Here is a 24449-nt window from a genome sequence, read left to right on the forward strand (position 1 = left end):
CTCTGCGGCCGTTATACAGATGGCAATAATTATTACGCGGCTTCGCTATCCAACAGCAATGGAGGTACGCTGGAAATCCGAAAGAAGGTCGGCGGCTCCAGCACTACACTTGCCACTAAAACGGACTTTCCTGTCACTGCCGGTACAGTGTACACGGTTAAGCTAGAGCTAAGCGAAAGCACGATCAACTTTTATGTGAATAATGTCTTGCAACTGAATGCACACGATAACAACTTGACTTCCGGCGGTATCGGACTGGTCGCTTATAAAACAGCAGCCAAGTTCGACAATGTAGTTGTTTCTACTATGGATTCCACGACACCAACTCCTTCACCTACCGCAACTGCAACCGTGGCACCGACGGCTACGGCCAGTCCTACTCCAGCACCATCGGCTACTCCGACAGTTGTACCCACAGCAACAGCAACCGTTACACCAACACCAACCGTGGCACCAACAACGGCACCCACTCCGGCAACGGGTTCACTGTATGTCTCACCGAATGGAGCGGCCGGAAATGCCGGAACCATCGGCAGTCCTACGACCCTGGCTTCAGCTATTACCAGAGTAGCCCCGGGAGAGACTATCTATCTGCGCGGGGGAACCTATACTTTTTCCGCTCCAGTGACAATTGAACGGGAGAACAGCGGAAGCACCAGTTTGCGCAAAAATATTGTGGCTTACGGAAACGAAAAACCAGTGCTTGATTTCTTCGCCGAATCCTTTGGGTCTACTGAACGCGGACTGCAGATTTATGGCCATTATTGGAAGGTAAAGGGGCTTGAGATCAAAGGTGCCGGAGATAACGGGATCTTCATTGGCGGCAATTATAATATCATTGAGAATGTAGAAATGCACCATAACCGGGATTCAGGGCTGCAGATTAGCCGCTATTCCTCCTCACTCTCCAATATGAGCGACTGGCCCAGCTATAACCAGATCATCGGAGTATACTCCCACGACAATTTCGACCCGGACAACGGGGAGGATGCTGATGGTTTTGCCGCCAAGCTGACGATTGGACCGGGCAACGTCTTTGACAAGTGTATTGCCGCATGGAATACAGATGACGGCTGGGATTTATATACCAAATCGGAAACAGGCCCGATTGGCGTAGTGACGATCAAGAACAGCATTGCCTACAAAAATGGCCAAACCTCAGATGGAAGCAGCACGGCAAACAGTGACGGCAACGGATTCAAGCTGGGCGGGGAGAAAATTTCTGTGAATCATATTGTGCAGAACAGCATCGCCTTCCAGAATAAAAAACATGGTTTCACCTACAATAGCAATCCGGGCTCCATTCAGCTTACTGGCAATACCTCTTGGAGCAATGGGCAAAGCAATTTTGCTTTTGACACAGGGACACACCAGTTTACCAATAATCTGAGCTTTGCCGGCGGCTCCAGTGACAAAACCAGCGGTACAGATGTTCTCAGCACCAATGTCTGGTGGAAGAGCAATGCCAGCACGAATGCCAAGGGACTGGCCGCGAGCAGTACCGACTTCGCCAGCTTGACTCCTTCAGTCGTCAGAAATGCGGATGGTTCCTTCACACTCGGCAACTTCCTGAAACTGGCCAGCGGCAGTGACCTCATTGGCTCGGGCACACCAAGCGGCACGAATATCGGAGCTACGCTGCAGTAATCTTTATAGCAAGGAGGGTAAACCGGACTGGATGGAAGAGCGTTTTTATTTCTCGGTTAACGGCGCTATACTATAGTGGAATGGCTATTATTACATTTGGTATAGAGAGGAAGTTGTTGATCTTGGAATATGTGAAACTGGGATCTACCGGTCTGGATGTCTCGCGGGTTTGCCTCGGCTGCATGAGTTATGGCATTCCTGAACGCGGGTCGCATGCCTGGACACTGAATGAGCGGGAGTGTCGTCCGTTTATCCAAAAGGCGCTGGAGCTGGGCATTAATTTCTTTGATACTGCCAATGTATATTCGGACGGAACCAGTGAGGAGATACTTGGGCGGGCGCTGAAGGATTTTGCCTCCCGCGATGAAGTGGTCATTGCCACCAAGGTGCACGGCAGAATGCGGCCGGGACCCAATGGCGGCGGGTTGTCACGCAAAGCGATACTTAGTGAAATTGACCACAGTCTTAAGCGGCTGGGAACGGATTATGTGGACTTGTATCAAATCCACCGCTGGGATAACCAGACGCCTATCGAAGAGACGATGGAGGCCCTGCATGATGTTGTGAAGGCGGGGAAAGCCCGTTATATCGGAGCTTCCTCCATGTATGCCTGGCAGTTTCTCAAGGCGCTGTACGTTGCAGAGCAGCATGGCTGGACCCGTTTTGTCAGCATGCAGAATTATGTGAATCTGCTGTACCGTGAGGAGGAACGGGAAATGCTGCCGCTTTGTGAAGCGGAAGGCATCGGCGTGATTCCCTGGAGTCCGTTGGCCCGCGGCCGCCTTACAAGGGACTGGGAAGAATCGAGCCCCCGTTCCGAGCGCGATGAATTCGCCAAGCAGCTTTATTCACAAATGGAAGAGGCGGACCGGATTGTCGCACTTCGGGTGAAGGAAATCGCCGAGGAACGGGCTGTCCCGCGTGCTCAGGTGGCCTTGGCTTGGGTGCTCCAGAAGAAACCTGTGGCCGCTCCGATTGTCGGAGCCACCAAGATGGCGCACCTGGAGGATGCTGCAGCAGCGGTGTCCCTTCGTCTGACCCCGGAAGAAGTCCGCAGACTGGAAGAACCGTATATCCCGCATCCGGTAATCGGGGGATTGAACTGAATCTTTACCCATGATGCATTAACCTTAAGAGCCTGCTGGTGAGCAGGCTCTTTGTGCTGCGAGCGGAAAGGGAATAGATGCATAACTTCATGAACTATTGGAAAACTAAGTATGATTCTCTAAAGATCAGAGGAGGTGAAGCGAGATGACAGCCAGCATACTGGAGAATATAAAAGAGCAGCTTACAGGATGCAGCGATGCCGTATACCAGTCTATTATCGTATATGGTCATACCTGCATGCTGGTCTATATTCCGTCCATTGTAGATACACTGAGCCTGCAGGAGTTTGTGTCATCACCGCTCAAATCCGAAGCGAATTCCGAACCGGATTGGCCGAATTTTCTGGAACGGCTCGACCGGGGATCTGCTTTTGCCATTCCTTATATTAAGGTATTTGACTCCGATCGGGCGGTAGAGCTGATAGTCAGCGGCAATCCGGTCCTCTGTATCGAAGGGCTGCCCTATTTATATTATTTCGAGATTGCCCACTATCAGAAACGTTCCGTATCGGAATCACAGAACGAGCTGGTTGTCATCGGCCCCCAGGAGGCCTTCATCGAAGATATTGACACCAATTTATCGCTGCTGCGCCACAAGATTAAACATGCCGATCTAAAGACCAAACATTTCTCTATCGGCAAATATACAAAAACCGATGTGTATGTGGTGTATATCGAAGGCCTGTATAAGCCTGAGCTTCTGGCTTCAATAGAAGATACGTTACGCAAAATGTCGATCGACGGTGTACTTGGCATCAGTTATTTGGCAGAGCATATGAAACAGGGGAGCTTCTCGCCTTTTCCCGTGTTCCAGTATACAGAACGCCCTGACTCAGTGGCAGCCTCTTTAATGGAAGGGCGGGTGGGACTGCTGCAGGATGGGACTCCATCCGCTCTGCTGACACCGGTAACTTTGTTCTCACTGCTGCAATCCTCCGAGGATTATTACCAAAGCTTTTATGCTGGCAGCTGGATCCGGCTGGTCCGCTTCTTTTTTTCTATTATATCCATGCTGCTGCCTGCGTTGTATGTTGCGATTACAACCTTTCATTCGCAGATCATTCCTTCTGATCTTTTGATAACCATTGCCGCGGCAAGAGAAAACATCCCTTTCTCTGCCTTGACCGAAGCGCTGATCATGGAGCTGACCTTTGAAGCACTTAGAGAAGCAGGAACCCGGATTCCTAAGCCAGTAGGGCAGACGGTATCCATCATTGGCGGTATCGTAATTGGGCAGGCTGCGGTTCAAGCGGGTATTGTTTCTGCACCGATGGTTATTGTCGTTTCCATTACCGGGATTGCTTCTTATATCATTCCCCATTTGGAGCTGGGTTTGACTTTCAGATTACTGCGTTTTGTGCTCCTGATCCTGGGTGGAACGATGGGGTTATTGGGCGTATTTGTGGCTGCTTTTATGATTTACGGCCATTTGGCCAACCTTAAATCCTTTGGAACTCCTTATTTGCAGCCGGTCGCTCCACTTGTATTACAGGATTGGAAGGATACACTGCTTCGTGTTCCAACCCCGTTCATGAATAAGCGCAGCACATCCTTTACAGACAGGAAGAATCAAAGGAGACAGAAGCGGCAATGAAACTTATAAAGCAAGCCGTCATTATCCTAATGCTGCTGAATCTGACTGGCTGCTGGTCTAAGGTGGAGCTCGATGAATTGACTTTTATTTATGGATTATATATTGATGTTGGCAAAGAACCCGGAACAGTTGAGGTATCCATCAGCTCACCTCTACCCAATAGGCTGATGTCAGGTACGCAAGCAGGGAGCGGAACCGGAGACGGCAAAGCCTACACTTTGGTCTCAAAGACCGCGCGTACTATTCAGGATGCGACTATCATGATTCAAAAAGATCTTTCACGCCATTTGGAGATCTCCCATATCAAAATTGTCGTCTTGGGAAAGGAATATGCCCAGCAGGGAATCGGGAAGGTGCTGGAATGGTTCGAAAGAAAACCTGAATTTCCCCTGGACACATATATCATGGCTGCTCCCGGGAAAGCCAAAGATATTTTTAAGTTAACTCCTGTGTTCGAACAGAATCCCGACCAGGTGCTGATGAATATTGCGAATGAGAATATCCTGTTCAGTACAAGCGTTAAGGATTGCCTGTTAGCTGAAGCCTCAGATATGGGGTATGCGATGAATTATCTGTCATTCGGTAAGAAAGAAGAAACAAGCGAGCAAGGGAAAACGGAGTATTGGGCAGGTGTGCAAGGGGTTATGCTGTTCCAGGACGCTAAAATGAAGGGGATTCTGGATGTAAAGCAGAGCAGGGCTTTGGCATGGGGGGCGGGACGTCTGGCCGGAAGATTGGAGCTGCCTGAATATACGATAACCTGGGATGAGGAAGGTAAGGGTTCCGCCAGCGCTATATTCCAAAGCAACTCCGCCTCAAGAACTGTGAAAATGACAAGCGAAGGCCCTGTCTTTCAAATAAAGGTGAAAGGGAGAGCAAGTATTACTTTTCTTGAAGACTCCGAGGGGCGTAGTGCTAATGATCTTAGTCCCTTAATAAAAAGAAAACTGCAGGAGTGGATTGTAAAAGAAATTTCGAATTCGGTCCGGTCTGTTCAAGAGGCACAGGTTGACGTTCTACAGCTTGGAATGGTGGTGGAATGGAAATATCCGAAGGCGTGGAATAAGCTCCGTGAACGCTGGACTGATTATTACGCTAATGCTGAGATTAAGGTAACGGCTGACTTCACAATCGAAGATTTTGGTTCGGAGAGATAAATGAATTTCCAAGGAGACGTTATGACTACATCCAAATGGCAGATGTTCCGCTTTACAGTTGTCTTTCTAGGCTCACAGAGCTCGATGTTTTTGATTCCGGGTTTACTCTCAACCTCAGGCTTCCAGGGCTGGATTCCGATTATTGCAGGCTGTGGGCTCGGAATCATTCCGCTTTTTTGTACGGTTCAGGTGGGGATGCTTAAACCCGGAGAGGTGTGGGTCGATTTTGGCAAGGAGATTATGGGCAAATGGCTGCATGGGGTAATGGTTCTTCTGCTGCTGATCTGGTGTGTTTATTATGTCTCCTTTGATATTGAAAATTTCGTATTGTTCTTCGGTGCAAATTATTTGCGCGGGACACCACCGCTGTTTATTCAGATTGTAATTGGGCTGGTGATTATGTATACGGCATACCTAGGTTTTTCGACGATGGCCTACATGACCGACGGGATATTTCTGATCTTTCTTTTATCCACCGCTTTTAGCTATTATTTGTTTCTGTCCAACGCTGATTTCTCGATGCTTCCTGCTTTGTTTCATTACCCTGATCCAGGCGTTGCCTTCAAGGATTCAATTATGACAACGTCCTGGTACGGAGAATGGGTGGTGTTATTGTTTATTGCCCCGGATATCCAAATCAGCAACAAAATGCTGAAACGGTTGATTGCTGCGGGAATTGCGGTGATGTTGACCGTACTCATTATCTGGGTGATGACCATACTGAATTTTGGCCCGCATTTTGGCAAGGAGCTTCAATTTCCTTATTTGCAATTGATCCGCAGTACTTCACATGATGATTTAAAGGGCAATTCGGACCCGCTGCTCATCGGGCTTTGGTCTGCTTCGATGTTTATACACAGCGCTTTTTTGATATATGTAGCGCATAAATGTGCTTTGTACTTGACCAAGCAGAAAGCAAAAAAAGTGATGATCCCTTTCCTGACGATCGGTTCGATCACAATTGCCTATCTGTATTCGCTCAATGTCACTCAATTCAACAAGAATTACAATGCCTTTGGCACTGTGATTATTTGGCTGATTGTGGAATGCATCCCCGTGTATTACTTCATTGTTGCTTTCATCCGCTCCAAGATAAGTACGGCGTCCACATAACCGCAGGAGACTTATCTATTATAAATTGGAGGCGCTTTCTGGTATGATTAGGAATTAATACATACCACTAAAGCGATGGGATGGTGCCTGATTTATGAATCTTCAAGAAGCAACTCAATTAATAGAATCGATAAGAGTCAATCTGGCTAAAGTAATTGTCGGCAAAGAGGAAGGTGTGAACCTTCTGCTGACAGCATTGCTCGCCAATGGACATGTGCTGCTGGAGGATGTTCCGGGCACAGGCAAAACGCTGCTCGCCAAAACACTGGCCCGCTCGCTGGACTGTACGTTCAAGCGGATTCAGTTCACTCCGGACTTATTGCCCTCTGACTTAAGCGGCATCAACTACTATAATCAGAAGACCGGGGAGTTTCAATTCCGTCCGGGCCCGGTATTCGCCGGCATTCTCTTGGCCGATGAGATCAACCGGGCCACGCCGCGGACCCAGTCCAGCCTGCTGGAATGCATGGAGGAGCGGCAGATTACGATCGATGGTGTGACCCATGAGCTGGAAGCGCCGTTTCTCGTCATTGCTACACAGAATCCGGTTGACAGTCAGGGAACTTTCCCGCTGCCGGAAGCGCAGCTTGACCGATTTCTGATGCGGATCATGACCGGCTATCCAACCTTTGAGCAAGGGGTTCATATTCTACAGCGGTTCCGCCAGAACAATCCGCTTGATCACACGACTGCGGTAGCAACCGCCCGGCAGATTCAAGAGATTCAGCAGCTTACGGCTGCAGTGAATGTCAGTGACGATTTGCTGGCTTATATGATCCGGATCGTCGAAGCGACCCGCACTGCACCGGGGGTTAAGCTGGGAGCCAGCCCGCGGGCTGGCTTCGCCTTGCTGCGTGCTTCCCAGGGGTATGCATTGATTCAAGGCAGGAATTATGTGATTCCGGATGATATCAAGGCAGTGGCAGTTCCCGTCCTTGCCCACCGGCTGGTGCTGCAGCGCGGCCCGGGGTCCCGGGAGGGGCAAGCGGTAGAGCTGGTGCTCCAGAAGCTGCGCGAAGTGGAGGTGCCGGCAGAGCCGCTCCCGGCTACAAGCGGCGGAAGGGTGGAGTAAGAGATGGCACTGCCCTGGTTCATCCTCAGCACACTCCTGATGCTGCTGTTGATTTCTGCTGTCTATCAGCGGCATGCGCTGAAGAAAGTCAGCTACACCCGCTATTTCTCGGCCAAAACCGCTTATGAAGGAGAGCAGGTGGAGATGGTTGAGGAGATAGCCAACAATAAGCTGCTCCCATTGCCCTGGCTGCGGCTGGAGTCCAGCATAGCCCGGGGTCTGGAGTTCGGCAGCCAGGAGAATCTCGGTGTCAGCAGCGGGGAGATTTATCAGAACCACGTAAGTATGTTTTTTCTGAGGTCTTACCGCCATATCAAACGTCGCCATCAAGTCCGTTGTCAGCAAAGAGGCTTGTTCAAGCTGGAAAGCGTCACGATGACCACCGGAGACCTCTTTGGCATGAGCCGGAACAGCAAGGCGTTTTCCCTGCAATTGGAACTGCTGGTTTATCCGGAGATTATAGACCTTTATGAGCTACCTCTGCCGATACACAGCTGGCTGGGAGAACTGCCGGTCAAAAGATGGATTATTGAAGATCCTTTTCTGACGGCCGGAACCCGAGAGTACAGTCCAGGGGATTCGCTTGCGTCTATTAACTGGAAGGCAACGGCCAGAACCGGGCATATGCAGGTGCATCAAAAAGATTACACCGCCGATTCCCGGCTGTTCCTCTGTCTGAATGTTGAGATCAGTGACTCCATGTGGAGAACCGTTACAGATAAGGAACGAATTGAGCTGGGAATCCGTTATGCAGCGACGATAGCAGAATATGCAGTAGGGCACGGGATCGACACCGGGCTGCTTAGCAACGGGAGAATGGACGGTGGAGGTGAACGGGAGCCGGTGACTGCAGACCCGATGGGCCAACTTGAGGATGTACTGGGGCTCTTGGCCCGGCTGAACCTGGACAGGACGCTGCCTATGTCAAGACTACTGGAGTTAGTAGCTGAAGAAGGGCATAAAGATAATGATTATCTGATTATTACCTGTCACCGGGGCCCAGAGCTTGAGCTGGCAGCTGAGCAGTTAAGACTGCTGGGAAATGGAGTGGAATGGCTCGACATTCCGGATGAGGGGAGAGAGTATGCATGAACACTGCTAGAGGTCCCCGAATGAAAGTGTCTATGACTTTATGGCTGGCTTGTCTCATAGAATGGCTTCTATTTCTTCCGGTATGGGTTCTGCTTCAAAGCTACCAGCAGTCCGGGCAGGCTGTCCTTCCATGGATGTACATTCTGCCTCTCCTGGCGCTGGCCGGGGTGCTGCTGCGGCATTTATGCAACCGGAAGTGGAAGCAGCTGCTTTCCGCTCTTCTACTGGGGGTGGCGTCAGGATTTTTATTCGGTGAATTGTCCATTTTTGCACTTCCTTTTATTGCTTGCAGCGTGTTGTTTGCTTATCTGGGGATGACTGCCGCTTCCCGGAATAACCGGAATGGAATGTACATTGCCGGAATTGCCGTTTATTTTACAGCTACAATCATCAATACCCGGATTCCTGTACTTGAGTCCAACCTGTCCTTGTTAACCTGGTGTGGAAGTCTGTGTCTGGTATTAGTACTGTTGGATACGAATACCAGCTTTCTTCGCTACAGCTCTTTTGCCGGTGAATCTGCGCGCCTGCCTGCAGGGATAAGACGGCATAACCGGATGTTTGTCTTGCTGTTTATTGTCGTGGCCGGCTTGCTTGCGGCAGGCGGGGGCAAAGCTGTAGGCATGCTTCTATGGAATACAGTCCGGATGTTTTTGAACTGGATCATCGCCTTGTTTAACGGAACAGAGGAGCCGATTCAGCCTGAAGCTGCTCCTCCGGCGCAGCCACTAGAGCTGCCTCCGGCCGAGACTCATGAACCGGGTTTGCTGGCAATGATCTTCGAAGTCTTGTTTTATGCCATTGGAGCGGCGGCAATTCTAGCTTTGCTTTATTATGGCTTGCGTTGGCTTTACAGAAATACAGGCGGAGTGCTGCGCAGAGCACTGGATGCCCTGCTGTCCATGCTGCGGAGAGAAACGCCGCAGGAGCATCATGCCTTTCAGGATGAAGAAGAGAGCATCTTCGCCTGGGGAAAGACTGTGCAAGGCATTCGGGATTACTGGAGCAGCCGGTTGAAGCTGCGTAGACACAGTGACCGCTGGGAAGGAATGGATGGAGGCCGTGAGCGGGTACGCTGGATGTATCGCCGTTGGCTTAACGGCAATCGGAACGAAGGATATGAAGTGAAAGGATTTCTTACTCCACAAGAGACGGGAGCGGATGTGGAGGAATGGACTGGTGGGAAGAACCGCCGCCGTAATGGAGACAGCAATACCCCGGCAGTTCCGGAAGGTTTGCTTAGGCTTTACAATCAGGCGAGATACGGAGAGGAGGAGCCGCAGGCAGCTGAAGTTTCAGCTTTGAAGGACCGGCTGAAATAAATCTCATATATAGATTGAACTTGAGAATTACATGTAGGGAAAAGTGGCGGAGGGGAATTTTGGAACTGCAGGAGCGACAGCGTCCGCCTTTAGGTTTGGATTTCTACCGCGATTCGCGGTTATTTCAGGAAATCCAAACCTAACAGCGGCCGGAAGTCCAAACATTCTCTGTAGTCACGGTCATTCCCAAAATAGAAGAATTATAAGTTCAGTCTATATAGTTGGATACGGAGAGGAGTGGAGAGGATGGCCCGATATTTGCGCGGGGAGCTGGCAAAAGAGGCTAACGTGAATATTGAAACGCTTAGATATTATGAGAAGCACGGGTTGCTTCCGGCACCACAGCGGACGGCATCCGGTTACCGGCAATATACGCAAGAGACATTGAATCGAATCGTCTTTATCCAGAATGCCAAGTCTTGCGGGTTTACGCTGAGAGAGATCAAGAAGGCACTGGTGAAGTCGGCAGACGGAAGTATCGGGATCGCTGATTTTATCGCAGTTATTGAGCAGAAAGTCATTAGCATTGACCTCGAAATATCAAAGCGGGAAAAGACGAAGGCGCTGTTAGGCGATCTGAAGAGCAACCTCGAATCTGCCGAGAGACATCCGGGGGTGCAGGAAACCTTGCATATTCTTAAGATGGAGCCATAAAGAACCTAGAATACAGATTGCCTCTTGACTGCGTACCATACTACAGGGTTTACAATCCAGACAAAACCTTGTAGGAGGAATGAATAGGATGCAGACACCGATCGAACAGCTTCAAGCTATGAAAAGCTTCTTAAAACAAACAGGAAGCAGTTTAGGAAAGCCGGCAGAGCAAATTCGTTCTGAAATGGCCGAAGCTGCCAAGCAATTGCCGGCGCTTCCGGGTGATGTTCAAGTGAAGAGAGTAACGATCCGGCAGTTCGCTGCTGAATGGGTCATCGCTCCTTGCATTGAAACGGAAGGAAGAAAACGAGCAATCCTATATTTTCACGGAGGAGGGTTTATCTCCGGGAACTGTGAGATCTATCGTGATCTGGCAGCAAGATTATCTGCAGCCTGCAGTGTTCCTGTACTTACAGTGGAATATCGGCTTGCCCCGGAGCATCGTTATCCGGCCGCAAATGAAGATTGCCTCAATGCATACCGCTGGATGCTGGCGGAGGGATATTCGCCGGATGACATTATCCTTGGCGGCGATTCGGTAGGGGCCACTCTGGCTTTGATGACAATGATCAGTGTGCGGGATGCAGGGGAGAAGCTGCCTGCAGGGGCGTTTCTGCTCTCGCCGCATAGTGATCTCGTACATTTGGACGGATATTCTTATGATAGTTTGGCTGATTCAGATCCTACGGGGAGCCGGGAGGGCAATCAGAGAATTCTGGAGGATTACTTAGGAGGTTCTTCCGGGGAGAAGCCAGCGATACTCTCTCCGTTACGGCTCAATCTGCACGGTTTGCCCCATCTGTACATTCAGGTTGGCGATCAAGAAGTGCTGCTCAGTGATGCGGAACGTTTGGCCGATCGCGCACGTGCTGATGGAGTAGAGGTTACACTGGAAGTATGGAAGAACATGTGGAGTGTATTTCAATTCATGGCCGCCCTGCTGCCCGAAGCGCAGCAGGCGATCATGAACATCGGCAGCCATACAGGGAGAATCTGGGGAAAAAACAGCTAACTTGCCTGATAACAGCAATCACGAGGAGTTACAGTAACAAGCGCAGAAGCATGAGTGAGAGAACCCCGGTAAGCACGGTTCCCAGCAAACTGCGCGTCTTTATGGCCACCCAGAAGGTGGGCAAGGCGGCGATCAGTTCCACATTCGATGACAGTGAAGTGAATTTGCCTTCCTTAATGAACAGCTCCTGGGCGACGAGCGCTGACATAATCGCAATGGGTACATAACTCAACCAGCGCATCCCCCATTCGGGAATGGTGATCCGGCTTAGCAGCATCATCGGAAGTACCCGCGGAATGAACGTAACCAATGCGGCTCCGAAGATAATCAAGAAGATATCCAGTCTTATTTCCATTTTTGCATTACCAACCCTATCGTAGGTGCAATTAGAGCTGCAGCGATCACACCGAAATTAGGCGACCACAGGATGGAGACACCGACCGTAACCACTACGGCAATAGCTCCTACAATAAGATCCAGTGCATATTTGTTTCTACTAAGTATGGTCAGTACCAGTAGTCCGATGAACATAGCCGGAAGCGCGAAATCCAGTCCCCACTGCTCCGGGCTTGAGATCCACTGTCCCAGAACAGCACCTGCGAGGTTCGCGAACAACCAATTCAGGTAGGCGGTGACATTAAGTCCATGCATCCATTTCTCGCTGATGTGTTTTTTTCTCGCACTCTCCTGAATGGCGACACCAAAGGTTTCATCGGTTAAGAGTGCGCCTATCAGCAGGTTTCTCATGGGTGTGAGGTGGCGGAAATAAGGGGACAACGCAGCACTTAACAGCAGGTGGCGCAGATTCACAAGCAGGATCGTAATGATGATGCTGGCCCCCGTGCTTCCTGCGGCTATCATTCCCGCCGCGATGAATTGGGCGGAACCGGCGTAGAGAATGATGGAAATCATAGCTATTTCAGCGATGGAAAGACCGGCCGTTTTCTCGACAACCCCGGCGGCAAAGCCGATACTTAAATATCCGAGCAAAGTGGGGATACAATCCTTAACTCCCTGCAGGAAGCTTTCCTCCTTGCCCTGTACGTCAATAGTTTCTGACGCCTGTACAGGCTCCAGTTTCATGGTTGCTCCTCCTTTTTATCAATGGAATCATCAAGATGAAATAAAAACAGATTATATTAATATCTAACAATTAACGGTGGTTTGCAAGGGTATTATTTCTGTAATACCTGATAATGAATCGGCTTGAGGCATGCATGAGGCATTGGGGAACAAGAAAGTCAGCGAAGAAGTGATTGATGGAGAGATCATCTGTTTGCTTCAAGTAATGTAATCTGTGCACTAACTTCACGAAAAAGTCCCGCTGCAAAACTATCTGCAGCGGGACTTTCTACTTGAATTAATCCTCTTATTTGAGCACCAGCACACCGAACCCTTCCATACTGTAGGTTCCCGAAATGTTTTCTCCTGTTAGTAAATCTGTTCTCTGTTCTTTGAGTGAGATCACTGCAGGCTCTTCGCTGTAGTTCAGCAGGAAGGTGAGGCTGGCGGATTCGCCTTGACGGATTTGCAGCTCGACCTCACTTGGCAGCTCCAGCCAATGTTCAGCCGGTGAACGTAGATTTAGAGCACCAATGATTCTTGTCGCAGCTTCTTCATTGAATACAGCTCCGTAATACCACACCTCACCTTTACCGCGGAGATTTCGGGTAACGGCCGGTTTTCCTTTATAATAATCGGAAGCGTACGTCGCCATGACTTCCACGCTGTCTTCTTCCACGTGAAGGATATCGTTAAAAGCGTCGGCTCCCGTCAGTGCTTCAGGTTCTTCAGTCCAACTGATAAAGGTGGGACGCCGTGTACCTTTAACAACAGTGAATTCTTCCACTGTTACCCCGCAGAGCTGTCTTGCCGCCCCGGGAAAAGGCCGCATATAGCAATGTCCGCGCTTATCCTTGTATCCGGTCCGGCAACCGAAGATCAGTTTCCCGCCTTGCTGCACATATTCATCCAACAATGCCGCTGTTTCATCTGTCATGATGGCCGGATGCGGGTAGACCAGCACTTGATAACGGGCTAGTTCCTCTACGGTTGTAGTGCGGCCCAAGTAGATTATATCACTGGGAATATGCTGCCGCTGCAGAGCTTTGAACCATTCCTTGTTGCTCTGCCACATGAAAGGACCGTGCCAGACATCATATTCACCGTCCCATTCATTGTCATAATCCCGCAGAATGGCTACTGTGGCCTCAGCATGTGTCCCGATGATCTCTTTGCCGGATGCCGCCAGCTCCTGGCCGATGCGCGCCGCTTCCCGGACTCTCCGGTTGGGCTGATTATGGTAATCATTGAGGCCATGCCAATAGATCTCATTGCCCATGGTTGCCGTTCTCCAGCGGAAGTACAGCACCATATCTGCGCCATGGGCGATGGATTGGTATGTCCAAAGCCGCATCTGCCCCGGTTTAGGTGAGGGCATGTCCATGCGGTTCACCCAGCCGCCTGGACCGGATTGTTGTTCCATGATGCAGAAGTTGGGGCTGATGGAACGCACAACACTGAGGGACAGGCTCCAGCTCCGGTCACCCAGAGGATTTCGTTCAGCAGGATCAGTATGAATGCTGGAGAACTGAGGGTATGAATCATAGCTAAAAAAGTCCAGCAGCTCATTACTCATTTGATGACTGTCCAAATGGCCGAATAACCCGTTCGTCGTAACCCATTGATCCGGCGCAGCTGCACGGATAATGTCGGCCTGATTCTTGGCAAACGAAATCGTATTATCAGAGATAAACCGCTTCTCGTCCAGCGCCTGATGCGGATTAGGCTGTCTTGGGACCGGGGTAGGGCGTGGTAAAAAGACCTGAGACCAGTTAGTGTAGCTCTGATTCCAGAAGACTGAACCCCATGCCTCATTCAGTTTTTCCAAGGAGCCATATTTATCTTGCAGCCACTTCCGGAAAGACTTGTGATCACTTTCGGAATAGAATTCACTGATCTCGCAGTTCAGCTCGTTGTCGATCTGCCAGCCGGTTACTCCAGGGTGATTGCCATAATGTGCTGCAAGCTGAGCTACAATCCGGGCGCATAACTCGCGGTATTTGGGGCTGCTGTAATTGTAATGCCGGCGCATGCCATGCTGGAGCGTAACACCTTCATAAGTCACATTAAGTACTTCCGGGTATCGTTCGGTAAGCCAGGCAGGAGGCGTAGCCGTCGGTGTACCCAATACCACCTTGAGTCCATGGCGGTAAGCCAGATCAATGGCGCGGTCGAACAGTTCAAACTGATACACGCCTTCTTCCGGTTCAAAAATGGACCAGGCGAATTCACCCATACGGACAATCGTGAAGCCTGTTTCCACCATCCGGCGGTAATCATCTTCCCACATCTCTTCCGGCCAATGCTCGGGGTAATAACATACGCCCAGCTCGAACCGATCTGCTGCTACTGGTTTCTTCATAGGTTCCTCCAAGTGTAAAATTATGCTTTGAATATTCTACAAATCCATTGTATTATCAGGTACATGAAAACTGATATAACATAATATTGCTATTATATGACTATATTGCGTGTTTGCTTTCCAAGTATAGAATAGAGGGGGGACGAAATGAAAAAGCAATGGGTCTTGCCCGCCCCGGCTTACGCCCACTATGTATGCTATCCGGAATTTCTCGGGCATTACAATCATTTTCCGCAGCATGCGGAACGGAGAAGCGAGGGAGTACTGAACAGCTACAATCTCCATCTGGTATTTGAAGGGACGGGTTATGTTTTTCAGGAGGGAGAACGGATTCCCATGGGAAGGGGAAGCGGCTTTCTGTTCCCTAGAGGGGCATATCAGCAATATGGCTCTGATCCCCGCAGACCCTGGGAAGTGCGCTGGGTTCACTTCAATACAGCCATTTCCTTGCCGCTACTGGAGGAAGCAGATCAGTCGCGGGGTTATTTCTTTACATTCGATCCAGATGCCGGGCTGGAGTCTATTTTTGATGAGCTGTTCGAGCTTAGCGCAGTCCATGAAACCCGGAGTGAACCTCGTTTCTCGGCTTTACTTTATGAAATTCTGGTTACACTGTTGCAAAATTCCGAGCCGCTTCATGGATCGGTGCCCCTGGAGATCCGACATTCCATTAGGCGTACAGCCGACATGATTCATAAGGATTGCCAGCGTCCCTGGACACTGGAGAGCATGTCTAGGCTTGCGGGTTACAGCAGCTATCACTTTTTGCGGCTCTTCCGGTCCATCATGGGTAAGACACCGAACCGTTATTTGAGTGACTGCCGTCTGGCCAGGGCTAAGCTTCTGCTGGTGTCTTCCGATTTGTCTGTTGCGCAGATTGCAGATCAGACCGGATTTCATCAATCCAGCTACTTCATCAAAATGTTCAAGCTGGCAGAAGGTATGCCTCCGAGCCAGTACCGCCGGACTTTCGGCTCTTAGTGACGCAAACGATTAGGGTATATTAACGGTCACCGTTCTGAAAACAGCGCATGTTGCGCTGTTTTTTTGCAACATTGGCACAAAAAGGTTACAAATTCGCATCATAGAGTTACAACTTGGTTACATTTACCTTCCAGCCAACAACTATAATAATTCTAGTTAATAGACTTGGGAGGGGAAAGAAAGTGAGAAAGCATAAAAATACATACGTTGCTCTGCTCTTAAGCACCATCGTTCTCGGTCAAGTGGCCGGAGGGATAGCGGCTCCTTCTTCGGAAGCAGCAGGCACAACACCAGCAGCAGCAACAACAGCAACCGTCAAAGTCAATCCGATTCAATTAGGCCAAGGAGTCACTGCCGCATTGGAGGATGTTAATATTTGGCCGCAAACCGGTGGCAATATTCTGGCCTATACGCTTAAGCTCTCTAACAACGGCAGTTCTAGTGCCAATATGACGCATTATTTTCCGCGTGTAGTCACTCCGGGAGGTTCAGCCATTCCCGCTAATCCAGTAACTGCTGATGCGCTTAAGAAAAAGGTCGGAGCCAAGGACAGCCTGCGCGTGACCTACTATGTCAATGTCGGTCAAACGACTTCGCTGCAGGGAATGAAGATTGCCATGTACGTATGGGACGCCAAAGCCAAGGGGTATCTAAAGAATGCGGGTTCTCTGGCGATTCCGGCGGGCTATTCCACAGCCGCTGAACGCGGCAAGATCCTGAGCACCACTATGAATGACATTCCAGTTACAGCAAGTGCGGATTCCCTGCAGCTCTATAAATTTAGCGGAAAAGTGTACGCCAAGGTAGGACTGAGCATTACCAATAAGGGCAGTAAGGTTCTGAATGAAGCCGGATACACGCCATATCTCCAAACGGCAAGCGGCACCTCTTTCGAGCTGACAGTGAACAGCGCACAGGCAGGTTACAAGATTCAGCCGCAGGAGAAAAAGAGCATTTACTATTTGGCGGAAATTCCCGCAGCCCTGAATACCAACAACATGAAGCTGCAGTTTACACAAAAGGATGAGACCCTGAAGCTTGAGCTTCCCAAAATGTCTTTCAAGCTTCCAGTTGCGTCTACTCCTAATTTTGTTGTGAATCCAAGTGCTGTCAAAAAAGTCGGTATTAACAGCAATACCGTGGAAATGCAGCTGGTGAATGCTTCGGTTTATTCAGAAGACGCCCACGGAGTATGGTCCTTTCAGTTACGTCTGAAGAACGCCGGCAACAAGGCGGTGACCCTGCCGAGTTACGAGCTTGCCGTGAAGTCGACCAAAGGTACAGCATTTCCGGTGAACGCCAAGGCACTCAGCGGGCTCACGCTAAAACCGTTGGAAACAAAGGTTGTTCCGCTTACGGTGCAGGTCCCCCTTGAGGTCGAACAAGCCGGGCTGCAGCTGCAGATGATTGAAGCTGTCAGTGCCACAGAAACGGCCGGCCCAACCACCGGCCCAACCACTGGCGAACCCGCTGGTACACCTGGGACGGTAGCGGCGGCGTCTCCCAAACTAATTTTTCCGGTAGCCTACTTTACCATTCCTTATGCGCTTCGTGCTGATGTACAAAAGGGGGAGGTCTATAATCGCACGAATCAATTTGGCTCCTTCTCTTACAACCTGACGTCTTTACAACGTTATCCTTGGAAGGATGATGATATCGTCATGGCCAAGCTGAACATCACCAACACCCAGTCCGTAACCCTTACGCTTCCCGAACTTACGGGAGCGATTAAGCTGGGTACTAACGATTTAGCGGCGACCACGGATCTGCTGATCGATAAAGAGGCGGCAACACTGGCTCCGGGCAAGTCCGCTGAGATTGTAGTCTTGTCCAAGGTTCCGTATACAGAGGAATTCGAAAATGTACGAATCAATTTATTCAGTACCGTCAATACCGAGAAGGTGCCGTTCCTGGACCTCAGCATGAGTAATTCACTGAATGCAATAGATAATATTGACCGCGGAGGCACCTACAAAATCAGCGGCAAAGGTAAAAATGCCAATGTTCAGGAGAGCCGTACGACGGTTTACGAGGGGACCAACTCCAAAATTGTGTACACGGAACTGCTCATAAGCAGCCAGGAGAAAAGACAAAGCAAGATGGCCCGTCTGCAGGCGTATTACAGAACGAAGGACGGGCAGTTCTTTGATGCGAAACCTAATCAACCCGACAATGCTGCAACACCTGGGGGTATGCAGCTGGTTTCATTCTGGGCGAAGCTGCCGAAGGCGGTAAGTGCCGAGGACATCTCACTGGTATTAGGCTCCGGGGTGACAGGAAACAAATTAAGTGAGAGCGGACAAGAGGCTACCGGCTTTATTAATGCAAGCGCCCTGCTGCTCACACCTAAAACCACTGCGCCGGCAAGCAATTTAACGAAGATCACTTTCTTCCCCTATAATTTATCGGTCATCAACTCAGAAGGCAGACTTTTGGAACTAAACGACACCATCAACATCACAATGACCTATGATCTAACCCGGGATAACAGCATCGACAGTGGCGATTTAGGACATAAGCTTGTGCTTAGAATGACGGATCCCTTTGGCGTAACACAGGATAAAGTGCTGACTATAGGTACAGATCTGACAGAAGGAAAGAGCAATACCTTCTCGATGTCCTTCAGCAAAAGTCTGTACATGAAGCTCAAGGGCGGCACTTACAAATTAACTTTATTTGATGAATTCCAAGGCGAGCGGCAGGAGCTTGGGGGCCAGGTGTTCAACCTGTTCATCGACCGCCAGCTGATAACTGAGAAAGATACCAACGCTAAATGACAATGGAAGAAGGAGCAGCTTCTATGTTGCGAGTAGAAAATATCAAGCACTCTTTTAAGACCGGCAACGAATGGACCGCCGTGCTTCACGATATCAGCTTCAATGTAAAGCAGGGTGAAATGGTTGCCCTGCTGGGCAGTTCCGGTTCCGGGAAATCTACAATGCTGAACCTGATGGCCGGTCTTATGAAACCGACTGAAGGCCATATCTTCATTGCGGATCATGATATTGTTAAGATGGGAGAAAACAAGCTTTCCGTGTTTCGCCGCAAGCATATCGGATTTATCTTTCAAGCCTATGAGCTCATTACCAGTCTTACCGTGCGCGAGAATGTGGAGTTGCCGCTTGTGTTCCAGTCCGTCTCGCCATCAATCCGTAAGCAAAAGGCGCTTGCGCTGCTGGAGCAGGTCGGCATACCGGACAAAGCTGATTTATTTCCTTCCCAGCTGTCCGGTGGCCAGCAGCAGCGGGTAAGTATTGCCCGCTCGCTGATTACGGAGCCATCGGTTATCTTCGCGGATGAGCCGACAGGGAATCTGGACTCCAAGACTGAGGAAGAAATCATCGACATCCTGCTCAAGCTCAACCGGACGATGAACACTACTTTTATTGTTGTCACGCATGAACATGAGGTAGCAGAGCAAATGCAGCGCATCTTTTCCCTGCGGGACGGTTATTTAATTACCGAAGAGCAAAAGGCAGCAGAAGCGGAACCTCAAGAGGAGGAGACGCAGTGAAGATCAGAGATATAACCCGTATGGCCTGGGATCAGGTCAAACGGCGCAAGGTGGTTACCGGGCTGTGTATGACCGGACTTTCCATCGGTTGTGCAGCAATCATTGTTGCGCTTAGTGTTGGACAATCCGCACAGAACTATATGACCGAGGAGGTCAATCGCAGTTTTAAAATGGATGAAATTATGGTCTCTCCAGGCGGCGGTATCCCCTCGCATGGCGGCGGAGACAGCAGTAAGGCTCCTGCCGAAACAAACGAGAACCTGAATCCAGGTAAGCTGACGGAGCAGAAGCTTGAGATTATCCGCGGTCTGGATCATGTAGTCGCAGCCGCACCGTTTCAAGATGTCGGCTACATGCAGATTGTCACGGTCGACAACAAAATAGGCGATGCCAGAGTCATTGCAACAGACTTAGAGATGCTGAATAAGTACGGCCATACCTTCAAACAGGGAGGAGGCTCAAATCTCCCGGGTATGACTGTGCTGAATTATGGGGCAACACTTGGCCTGATTGACAATGAAACCCGTATGAAGCTCTATGAGCGTCTTTCGGCAGATCCTTTTAACCAGGAATTAAATGCTCAATACACCAGTATGAGCCTGCTCCCTTCAGAAATGTATAGGCAGCAGCTTCAGATACAGGCGCAGGACTATAGCAGCGCTTCAGGAGCCATCAAGCTCAGCTCACCGCTGCAAGTAGGGGGGATCCTGGCTAAACCGACGGGAACTAGTGATGAACGTGCTTCTTATGACAAGATTATGTATATCTCTCAGGATACTGCGGTTCAACTCGGGAAAGAGCTTGCTTTTGACAATATGTCGGTCATTAATGTGCCTGAGGAAGGTAATTACACCTCAGTGACGGTTAAGGTGGACGACGTTGACAACATTAAGCAGGTAGAACAGATGATTCAGAAGCTGTCTTTAACCACCAGCAACAATCTATATCAGATGGATCAGCTTAAAGAGCAATTTGATACAATCAAAATGGCAGCGCTTGGAATAGGTGTTTTTATTCTAGTCATTGCTTCCATTTCCATTATTGTTGCCATGACCATGTCCACCCATCAGCGTAGACGGCAGATTGGGATTATGAAGGTGCTGGGCGCGAATATGGGGCAGATCCGCAATATGTTTATCACGGAAGCTGCACTGCTCGGGCTTTTGGGCGGACTATTGGGTGTCCTCTTTTCTTACTTGATCGTATACGGTCTCAACAGGCTTGTGGGTACAGCTGGTGATGGTATACATTTCATTATTCCGGAAACGAACCTTCCTATCGGACTTGTATTTGCTATTATGACAGGTGTGCTGTCGGGGATCTATCCGGCGATCAGCGCTTCAAGAACAGATGCGCTTACTGCTATTAAGCGGGACTAGCTATTTTTAAATTGAAAGGACGCCGAACAATGAAGAGGATAATTAAAAAGACTCTGAAATGGGTCATTATTGCGGCCATCGTGGGTGTAGGGGGATATTTACTGTTCACCAAAGTGATCAAAAAAGAAGAACCTCAGATGGTTATGGAGCCTACGCAAGCGATCAGCTTTCCGGTTACTCAGGAGACCATAACGAGTACTGTTCAGGTGAAGGGGAAATCACAGTATCAAGAGGAGACTCTGGTCTACGCTCCTTACGCTTCAAAGGTTACAGCGTGGAAGGTGGAGAACGCCGGCCAGGTGAAAAAGGGAGATGTGCTATTCACTCTGGACCAAAGCACATTGCAAAACGAAATTGCCACCACAGAGGCTGCCATTCGCAAAGCGCAGCTGGAGGGGGAACTGAATTCATTCGTCAGCCAACAGGACGCGGAAACTGCAGCTCCAATCGGAACTGAAGCAGAGCGGCTCAAAGCGCTGGCAGCCCAGGAAACGGCCCGAATGAATGAGGAATTGAATAAGGTCAACGCAGGCATTCAAGAGCGGGAGCTGGCGGACAAAAGGAATAAGCTCAAATCGGCGGTCTATCATGCGCCTGCAACTGGCATTTTCCTGTATGACAGCAGTAAAGAACGGCCGCAGATGGTGACGGACAATCAGTACATCGGCAAGATTGTTGATCTCAGCAAGCTTGAATTTATTGCACAGGTCGGGGAACAGGACATCTTCCGCATCAAGAAGGGCATGAAGGTTAAAGTCAAGATGACTGCAATGAAGAATCTTACGCTTAAAGGTGAAGTGACAGAGGTATCGAAATTCGCCACTACAACCAGCGGGCAGAACTCAGCAGCAAGCCAGTTGCCGCAATTTGAGGTGGTTATTTCTCTCCAGCCGGATGAACATTTAATCGGCGGCCTCAGCCTTAGCGGCGAAATTGAGACGTTGCGTAAAGAGAAAGCCACGGTAGTCTCCAGCATCGCTGTTATGCATGAAGGAGATCTGGCATATGTAATGCTGGATAAAGGAAACGAACAGTATGTACGGCAGGAAATCAAGGTCGGATTGGAAACTACGGACAAGACGGAAGTTATTTCTGGTCTAAAGCCCGGGGATAAAGTAGTTATTCAGTAGTACAAATAACGGGCAGTCTGTTGATATAACAACAGGCTGCCCGTTTAGCTTGTTGAAGGCTGTTGAGAGTGTCTCAACAGCCTTTTTGTTACTTGTTAAGCGAACTTCGCCAGCTTGTGATATTCTGGTTGAGCTTCATCAGATCGGGTACGGCTGTCCGCTGGTCGGTCAGACGGTATTTATCCTTCAGTGCAAGAATGCGGTAGACACTCTCATCAATTCGTGACTCCTCGAGGATGCCGCTTTTAACACTGTCCAGCAGCGCTTTCCGAACCGCTTGCTCATTCCCGTATTCATGGGCGACAAGAAGGATATCACTGCCCGCCTGTACGGTATCGACAGCTGCGGCAGCCAGCGTGTAGTGCCCGGTGATGGCGCCCATGGTGAGGTCATCGGTAATAACCACTCCCTGAAAGCCCATCTCTTCACGCAGCAAGTCTCCGATAATGGCCCTGGACAAAGAAGCAGGCTTATCAGCATCAAGCTCTGGAAAAAGAATGTGCGCAACCATTACCGCATCCGCATTCTCCTGAATGGCTGCCTCGAACGGCTGCCATTCCAGTTTGGCCAGCTCCGCAGCAGTTTTGTTCACGACCGGCAGTTCCAGATGGGAGTCGACGGATGTGTCGCCATGCCCGGGGAAATGTTTAACAACCGGCACAACGCCTTCACTGGCGATTCCTTTCATCTCAGCAATTCCTAATCTGCTGACGAGGTCCGCAGTGTTTCCGAAGGAACGGTCGCCGATTACAGGATTATCGGGATTGCTGTTTATATCCAGCACAGGGGCAAAATCCATATTAAACCCGGCTGACAGCAGCTCTCTGGCGAGCAGCTTGCCCATCGTTCCGGCAGCACTGGAATTGTTGGCTGCGCCAACGCTCCCGTTTGACGGAATTGCGGCATATTCATCAGGCATGCGGCTGACCTTGCCGCCCTCCTGATCTACGCTCATGAACAGCGGAACCGGATTCTCCGCGTTGCTCTTCTTCAGGTCATTGATCAGGCTGACCATGCCCTTCAGGTTACTGATGTTGTCTTTATACAGGATAATTCCGCCGACCTTGTCTTCGGCAATCATCCTTTTTGCCTGGGTATCTAGCTCGGTGCCGTCAATGCCGACCAGGAGCATTTGCCCGATTTTCTCCTCCAGTGTCATATTTGCCAATTTGCCATCAATTGTATCGCTGCCGCTGGCCGCTGATTGCATTGGTGTCGCTGTTGCTGTTGCTGTTGCAGCCGCTGTTGCGGAAGGTGCTGCGGTTATGTAGTCCGTGGGAGAAATATTTCCTGTCTGCATATTGGCGCTTCCTGCGCATCCGCTGATGGCAAGCAAGACGGTAAGTACGGCAGTCACAGGAAAGAGTCTGCTCCAGTCTCGCGGGGTGAAGTGCCGGTATTTCAGCCAAATCATTTTCATTCGCAATTAATCTTCCTTTCGTTTGCCGATTCACTGGCATGGATGATAAGATGGAGGAGAATTTACATAAAGCTTGTTTCAAGCAAATTACTCTAAAGGACGAGGTGAGGGACCCATGAAGGAAGAATTAATGAATACATTGAATGAGCAGATGAATTTTGAATTTTATTCTGCTCACGTTTACCTGGCGATGGCTGCTTATTGTTCAGGTGAAAGTCTGGACGGTTTCGCCAACTTTTTTCTGGTACAGGCCGAAGAAGAGCGGTTTCATGCCATGAAAATTTACAAATTCCTTAATGACCGCGACTATCGCGCTACGCTAGCTGCCTTACCGGAGCCGAAGAACGAATATACATCCATGCTGGATGCCTTTGAGCATGCCTATGCCCATGAACAGCAGAATACACGGAAATTCTACCATCTGGCCGACCTGGCACTGGATGCACGTGAGCACGCGACCATCTACTTCCTCAAGTGGTTCATTGATGAGCAGGTGGAGGAAGAGGCGTTGTTCAGCAATATTATCGCCAAGCTAAAACGGATTGAATCCGATAGTAACGCTTTCTACATGCTGGACGCCGAGTTTGCGGCGCGTTCATTTACTCCGCCGGCAGAATAAATGCTTATTGTAAGAGTAGCAGCTCTACCATAGTTTAGCAGAAAAGGGATCTGTCTTATAGGACAGGTCCTTTTTTGTGTTTACCCTGTGAGGTGTGAGAGCCCGCAAAGCCTTTCTGTATAAGAGAATAAATCCGCTTCCCGACACCAATCACTGTCAGATGTTGAACTAGGGCAAACAATGTTGCGCATTGCAAAACACTTCCTGCTT

At 49.7% G+C, this 24449-nt stretch carries 19 protein-coding genes and 1 pseudogene; 16 read left to right on the forward strand and 4 right to left on the reverse strand.

The features are described from left to right. Positions 1–468: 468 nt before the first annotated feature. The 10 genes and pseudogenes from NST99_RS15585 to NST99_RS15630 all read left to right on the forward strand — a co-directional run. Positions 469–1647: pseudogene (locus NST99_RS15585) on the forward strand (right-handed parallel beta-helix repeat-containing protein); the annotation flags it as partial. 122 nt (positions 1648–1769) lie between these two features. After that, a complete protein-coding gene (locus tag NST99_RS15590) occupies positions 1770–2753 on the forward strand; it encodes an aldo/keto reductase (RefSeq protein WP_341092881.1) in 984 nt (327 codons plus the stop codon). 145 nt (positions 2754–2898) lie between these two features. Next, positions 2899–4347: a spore germination protein gene (locus tag NST99_RS15595; protein WP_341092883.1), complete on the forward strand. Its 1449-nt coding sequence runs from the start codon at positions 2899–2901 to the stop codon at positions 4345–4347. Next, entirely contained in the window at positions 4344–5504 is a 1161-nt protein-coding gene (locus NST99_RS15600) for a Ger(x)C family spore germination protein (protein ID WP_341092884.1), read from the forward strand. Before NST99_RS15595 ends, NST99_RS15600 begins: the two co-directional genes overlap by 4 nt. Before the next feature lie 21 nt (positions 5505–5525). After that, on the forward strand, positions 5526–6617 hold the full coding sequence (locus tag NST99_RS15605; RefSeq protein ID WP_341092886.1) for a GerAB/ArcD/ProY family transporter: 1092 nt from the start codon (positions 5526–5528) through the stop codon (positions 6615–6617). A gap of 94 nt (positions 6618–6711) precedes the next feature. Beyond that, on the forward strand, positions 6712–7689 hold the full coding sequence (locus tag NST99_RS15610; RefSeq protein ID WP_341092888.1) for an AAA family ATPase: 978 nt from the start codon (positions 6712–6714) through the stop codon (positions 7687–7689). Positions 7690–7692: 3 nt separating this feature from the next. Beyond that, positions 7693–8781 carry a DUF58 domain-containing protein gene (locus NST99_RS15615; protein ID WP_341092889.1) on the forward strand — a complete coding sequence of 363 codons (1089 nt, stop codon included), beginning with the start codon at positions 7693–7695 and terminating at the stop codon, positions 8779–8781. Beyond that, positions 8778–10103, forward strand: coding sequence for a hypothetical protein (locus NST99_RS15620; protein ID WP_341092890.1), 1326 nt, complete (start codon positions 8778–8780; stop codon positions 10101–10103). Before NST99_RS15615 ends, NST99_RS15620 begins: the two co-directional genes overlap by 4 nt. Positions 10104–10349: 246 nt before the next feature. Beyond that, positions 10350–10757, forward strand: a complete 408-nt coding sequence (locus NST99_RS15625) for a MerR family transcriptional regulator (RefSeq protein ID WP_341092892.1) — start codon at positions 10350–10352, stop codon at positions 10755–10757. An 88-nt stretch (positions 10758–10845) separates the two neighbouring features. Continuing rightward, positions 10846–11769 (forward strand): alpha/beta hydrolase, encoded by a 924-nt coding sequence (locus NST99_RS15630; RefSeq protein ID WP_341092894.1) that lies wholly within the window; start codon positions 10846–10848, stop codon positions 11767–11769. Positions 11770–11797: 28 nt separating this feature from the next. On the opposite strand, the gene NST99_RS15635 is transcribed toward NST99_RS15630, so the two are convergent. The 3 genes from NST99_RS15635 to NST99_RS15645 form a co-directional block, all read right to left on the reverse strand. Beyond that, positions 11798–12124 carry an AzlD domain-containing protein gene (locus tag NST99_RS15635; protein WP_341092896.1) on the reverse strand — a complete coding sequence of 109 codons (327 nt, stop codon included), beginning with the start codon at positions 12122–12124 and terminating at the stop codon, positions 11798–11800. Beyond that, positions 12115–12852: an AzlC family ABC transporter permease gene (locus tag NST99_RS15640; RefSeq protein WP_341092898.1), complete on the reverse strand. Its 738-nt coding sequence runs from the start codon at positions 12850–12852 to the stop codon at positions 12115–12117. Before NST99_RS15640 ends, NST99_RS15635 begins: the two co-directional genes overlap by 10 nt. Positions 12853–13138: 286 nt before the next feature. Then, a complete protein-coding gene (locus NST99_RS15645; protein ID WP_341092899.1) occupies positions 13139–15193 on the reverse strand; it encodes a beta-galactosidase in 2055 nt (684 codons plus the stop codon). Between the two features lie 147 nt (positions 15194–15340). On the opposite strand from NST99_RS15645, the gene NST99_RS15650 reads away from it, so the two are divergent. The 5 genes from NST99_RS15650 (at position 15341) to NST99_RS15670 (ending at position 22200) form a co-directional block, all read left to right on the forward strand. Next, positions 15341–16174 (forward strand): helix-turn-helix transcriptional regulator, encoded by an 834-nt coding sequence (locus tag NST99_RS15650; RefSeq protein ID WP_341092900.1) that lies wholly within the window; start codon positions 15341–15343, stop codon positions 16172–16174. Between the two features lie 185 nt (positions 16175–16359). Further along, entirely contained in the window at positions 16360–18954 is a 2595-nt protein-coding gene (locus NST99_RS15655) for a hypothetical protein (RefSeq protein WP_341092901.1), read from the forward strand. A 23-nt stretch (positions 18955–18977) separates the two neighbouring features. Next, on the forward strand, positions 18978–19691 hold the full coding sequence (locus NST99_RS15660) for an ABC transporter ATP-binding protein (RefSeq protein WP_341092903.1): 714 nt from the start codon (positions 18978–18980) through the stop codon (positions 19689–19691). Continuing rightward, positions 19688–21070 carry an ABC transporter permease gene (locus NST99_RS15665; RefSeq protein ID WP_341092905.1) on the forward strand — a complete coding sequence of 461 codons (1383 nt, stop codon included), beginning with the start codon at positions 19688–19690 and terminating at the stop codon, positions 21068–21070. The genes NST99_RS15660 and NST99_RS15665 overlap by 4 nt, the downstream gene beginning before the upstream one ends. A 29-nt stretch (positions 21071–21099) precedes the next feature. Beyond that, a complete protein-coding gene (locus NST99_RS15670) occupies positions 21100–22200 on the forward strand; it encodes an efflux RND transporter periplasmic adaptor subunit (protein WP_341092907.1) in 1101 nt (366 codons plus the stop codon). 88 nt (positions 22201–22288) lie between these two features. Here the strand turns inward: NST99_RS15670 and nagZ are convergent, their stop codons facing one another. Then, entirely contained in the window at positions 22289–23620 is a 1332-nt protein-coding gene (nagZ, locus tag NST99_RS15675; protein WP_341092908.1) for a beta-N-acetylhexosaminidase, read from the reverse strand. Positions 23621–23735: 115 nt separating this feature from the next. On the opposite strand from nagZ, the gene NST99_RS15680 reads away from it, so the two are divergent. Next, the gene (locus NST99_RS15680; protein WP_038591439.1) at positions 23736–24239 is read left to right on the forward strand and encodes a ferritin; all 504 of its coding nucleotides are present in this window, start codon (positions 23736–23738) and stop codon (positions 24237–24239) included. Positions 24240–24449 lie beyond the last annotated feature (210 nt).

Source organism: Paenibacillus sp. FSL L8-0470 (assembly GCF_038008625.1).
GTDB lineage: Bacteria > Bacillota > Bacilli > Paenibacillales > Paenibacillaceae > Paenibacillus_AQ.

Coding starts and splice junctions, on each gene's coding strand:
- nagZ (WP_341092908.1), bottom strand. CDS start 23,620: ATGAAAATGATTTGGCTGAAATACCGGCACTTCACCCCGCGAGACTGG.
- NST99_RS15660 (WP_341092903.1), top strand. CDS start 18,978: ATGTTGCGAGTAGAAAATATCAAGCACTCTTTTAAGACCGGCAACGAA.
- NST99_RS15595 (WP_341092883.1), top strand. CDS start 2,899: ATGACAGCCAGCATACTGGAGAATATAAAAGAGCAGCTTACAGGATGC.
- NST99_RS15635 (WP_341092896.1), bottom strand. CDS start 12,124: ATGGAAATAAGACTGGATATCTTCTTGATTATCTTCGGAGCCGCATTG.
- NST99_RS15630 (WP_341092894.1), top strand. CDS start 10,846: ATGCAGACACCGATCGAACAGCTTCAAGCTATGAAAAGCTTCTTAAAA.
- NST99_RS15615 (WP_341092889.1), top strand. CDS start 7,693: ATGGCACTGCCCTGGTTCATCCTCAGCACACTCCTGATGCTGCTGTTG.
- NST99_RS15645 (WP_341092899.1), bottom strand. CDS start 15,193: ATGAAGAAACCAGTAGCAGCAGATCGGTTCGAGCTGGGCGTATGTTAT.
- NST99_RS15625 (WP_341092892.1), top strand. CDS start 10,350: ATGGCCCGATATTTGCGCGGGGAGCTGGCAAAAGAGGCTAACGTGAAT.
- NST99_RS15600 (WP_341092884.1), top strand. CDS start 4,344: ATGAAACTTATAAAGCAAGCCGTCATTATCCTAATGCTGCTGAATCTG.
- NST99_RS15605 (WP_341092886.1), top strand. CDS start 5,526: ATGACTACATCCAAATGGCAGATGTTCCGCTTTACAGTTGTCTTTCTA.
- NST99_RS15610 (WP_341092888.1), top strand. CDS start 6,712: ATGAATCTTCAAGAAGCAACTCAATTAATAGAATCGATAAGAGTCAAT.
- NST99_RS15620 (WP_341092890.1), top strand. CDS start 8,778: ATGAACACTGCTAGAGGTCCCCGAATGAAAGTGTCTATGACTTTATGG.
- NST99_RS15650 (WP_341092900.1), top strand. CDS start 15,341: ATGAAAAAGCAATGGGTCTTGCCCGCCCCGGCTTACGCCCACTATGTA.
- NST99_RS15640 (WP_341092898.1), bottom strand. CDS start 12,852: ATGAAACTGGAGCCTGTACAGGCGTCAGAAACTATTGACGTACAGGGC.
- NST99_RS15680 (WP_038591439.1), top strand. CDS start 23,736: ATGAAGGAAGAATTAATGAATACATTGAATGAGCAGATGAATTTTGAA.
- NST99_RS15670 (WP_341092907.1), top strand. CDS start 21,100: ATGAAGAGGATAATTAAAAAGACTCTGAAATGGGTCATTATTGCGGCC.